The sequence below is a fragment of the Anaeromonas frigoriresistens genome, from assembly GCF_016820655.1.
GTDB classification, from domain to species: domain Bacteria; phylum Bacillota; class Clostridia; order Tissierellales; family SIT17; genus Anaeromonas; species Anaeromonas frigoriresistens.
The window spans coordinates 1-3301 of record NZ_WSFT01000018.1; the positions used below are offsets into that span (position 1 = coordinate 1).

The 3301-nt window shown below is 29.1% G+C and carries 5 protein-coding genes; all 5 read left to right on the forward strand.

Going from position 1 to position 3301, the window contains the following annotated elements:
• On the forward strand, positions 1-984 hold a 984-nt coding region (locus GOQ27_RS03700), incomplete at its 5' end, for an RHS repeat-associated core domain-containing protein (RefSeq protein ID WP_203365481.1).
• Positions 985-1012: 28 nt separating this feature from the next.
• A complete protein-coding gene (locus GOQ27_RS03705) occupies positions 1013-1516 on the forward strand; it encodes a hypothetical protein (RefSeq protein ID WP_203365482.1) in 504 nt (167 codons plus the stop codon).
• A 311-nt stretch (positions 1517-1827) separates the two neighbouring features.
• Positions 1828-2766 (forward strand): hypothetical protein, encoded by a 939-nt coding sequence (locus GOQ27_RS03710; protein ID WP_203365483.1) that lies wholly within the window; start codon positions 1828-1830, stop codon positions 2764-2766.
• 48 nt (positions 2767-2814) lie between these two features.
• Positions 2815-3135 (forward strand): hypothetical protein, encoded by a 321-nt coding sequence (locus tag GOQ27_RS03715; RefSeq protein ID WP_203365484.1) that lies wholly within the window; start codon positions 2815-2817, stop codon positions 3133-3135.
• Positions 3119-3301 (forward strand): RHS repeat protein (locus tag GOQ27_RS03720; RefSeq protein ID WP_203365485.1); only part of this gene is annotated, 183 nt, incomplete at its 3' end. The genes GOQ27_RS03715 and GOQ27_RS03720, both read left to right, overlap by 17 nt.

Below are 3301 nucleotides of genomic sequence, written 5' to 3' on the forward strand. Positions count from 1 at the left end.
TATATGCCAGAGATAGGAAGATTCATATCAGAAGACCCATGGCCAGGAACAATAGCTGAGCCAGTAACCATGAATCCATATCCATATGTAAAGAATAACCCGCTAAGATATATTGACCCATCAGGTATGCTAAGTCAAAATGACCCTGGTGATGGAGTTATACCAGGATGGGATGATGATGACGATGATGGAGGAAATGATGACTCAGGAAGTGACCCTGGAAATGGTTCAGGTAATGGATCCGGAAATGGTAATGGCAGTGGAGGAACAGAGGATCCGGATACAGGTGGTAATGATGATGTAGTAGAAGAGGTAGGACCTAAGATTGAAAATAGCGGTATAGGTGCGATGATAGAAGGAATATGTAGTGGAGTATATGATTTTAGCCAAGGCGTAGGAGCAGCAATGTTAGAAACAGTGTCATTTGGACAATCTAGTCAGATAGAACATGAATATGGAAGAAACAATGAAATGATATATCTACTAGGTAAATTGGCCACTAATGCAATTATAGCTTTAGCATCGTTAAAATCTACATTTGTTAGTGGAGGTTTAGTATTTGCTACATCTTTCACAGGGGTAGGTGCCTTAGCATTTAGTGCAACAGCCGCAGCTTCTATAGCAATAGCAGGAAATGCTACAGGGAACTTAATTAAAGATAGCATTAGATTAGCTGAAGTGAGGAATAGTGGTAATAAGGGGACTAATAAACTAGGGAAAAATGGCACACAAGTTAATAGTAAAACTGTATGGCAAAATGGGAGAACAGAAAGAATTGATGTAGAGAATCCATCTCCAGGAAAGAGACCAGGTCAGATTCATTATCATGAATCAAATAATACCAAGTGGTATTATGATGTAAGTGATAAAGTATTTTATAATCAAAAAACAGGAAAATTAGCACCGAAGAAAATACAAAAAATTCTAAGGGATAATAATATTCAAAATGCCATCAAAAAAGCATTGAATATATTAGGGGAATAATATAGATAGAATATCAGGAGGACATACATTGAGAGAAGGAAATATAAAAACAAATATGGTAATGGATGATATTATTGATGATATTGATTTTTTTAATATATCTACTGTTAATGTTGATGTAAGCCAATTATTAAATGTTTTTAACCCCAAAATAAAAGATGTATACGGATGTTTAATAATTGATAACAATGATGAAATACAACTTAATGATATTAATTTTCATAGAATAATTAGTATGTATGGAGATAAAACTGGATATGAAGCTTCATGTAATGAAATAAGATTAAATGATTATATTAAGGGTGATATATATGAGGTTAAAGATGTAATTTCTTTAGGTTTTATGATTTTAAATATTTGGTCATTAATATTGAAAGAAAGTTATCCAAATTACAATTTTTGCTTAATAATTAGTAGTAATAAAAAAATAGTTACGTTAAGATTTCATATAGTTAGAGAAGAAGAAAATATATGGCTTTCTGATAACTTACAAGATTACAAAGATGAAGCAGTTGCTTATAAGATAATTTAAATCATACTCATTTCTTATATAAGACTTGATTACGTAAATATATAAATTTTTAAAGTGATATTAGATAAAGTAATAAGCATGTATAATAAAAATACTACTTTATAATTTCTACTTATCAATATTATTAGGATTTAAAAAGGGTGTAGAAGTAGAGCTTCAATCTTAATTAGTATTTAATTAAATTATCTATAGATATAGGCTATCTGTCTAATACAGTCAGATAGCTTATATTTTATGATTGGTTAATGAAGGAAAAAGAGAAGACAAAGAAGAATATAACTAAAATGTAGTTTAAAACAAAGGGTGATATAGTGAAGAGATATTATGAAATTTTATTGTTAATAAAAAATATAATTTTACATCCAAGAAAAACTTCATATAGTAAAGACTTAGTGGATTATGATAAAAAAATAATGAAGATATATTATATAATTTCTTCTATAATATATTCTTTAAGTCTAAATATATTGTTAGCAGAAGGAGAACACTCATTAATAAAATTTGTATTGAAAATTTTATTTGGTATAGGACTAGCTTTACTTGGCAAAAAGATTTTTATAAGAATATATATGAATATAATCAATAGATCACTCTTATATAATATACCATTAAATATTGGGGAACGAATTATAACACCTTATATATTAGTATATATAATATTATCTGCATTAAGTTTTACAATTGCTGAATTTAATATTTTGATTAGTATATATAGCTATCCAATTTTAATATTATGGTTAAATATTCAAGTATATTATGTTGCCAAATACAGAATAGAAAAAAAAGAAATGGATAAATCAACATTACAATCTATATCTAAAAGATTAGTTTATTTGAGTATAATAACTATTATGACTGCTCTTCTTAACAATAGTTTCAGTATAGGTAGACCCTTTGAAAGAACTCAATTAAACTATGAAAACCCAATTATAAGAGAGTCAACATATAAACTTAGTCTCGACATATATAAGGAAGTTGAAGATAATATAAAAAATGAGCAAGGGATCTCAGATATTCAAAAAGACGAAATGCATAAAAGGTTTAGCCACCTTACATTTGAATTGACACACTTGAGAAGAAATGAAAGAAAACTAATTGGTTCAGTTCTAGACACGGTTGATATGAGCAATGAATGGTATCATGCTAAATTAACTAGTGACGAAGAACAAATGGAAGTAAAAATGGAGAAATATGAGGAGTTAAAAGAAAAAGCACAAACTTTATTTGAGACATTTGAAGTAGGAGAATAGTTTAAACTATAAAAGAAACATGGAATTACTTTCATGTTCCTTTATATTATGAGCCAATATGAGTATGATGCAGCAGGAAATAGGACAGAGATATCAAGATTAATCAAAGATGAAGAAGGAGAAAACTACGAAAAAGAAGAATATAGATATGATCCATTAAACCAATTAGTAGAAGTAAAAAATAGAAACGAAAAAAATAGAAAATACTTCTATGACAGTCTAGGTAATAGAGTAAGGATGGAAGAGTGGACAAAAGAAGGAACTACTGATGCAGTAAACTATCAATATGATGATTTAAACAGACTAATAAAGAGCTATGAAGATGGAGAGAGCCCATCAGAAGGAAAGAACTTTGAATATGACAGTTAGAGGAAATCTAAACACAGTAAAAGAAGCAGGAGAAGTAACAAATCAATATCAATTTGATGAAACAAACAAACTGGTAAAGGTAATAAACCAAAAGGGAGACACATCCTCCTTTACCTATGATGGATTTGGAAATAGGATAAAGGAAGTAACAGATTTAAACAAGCAC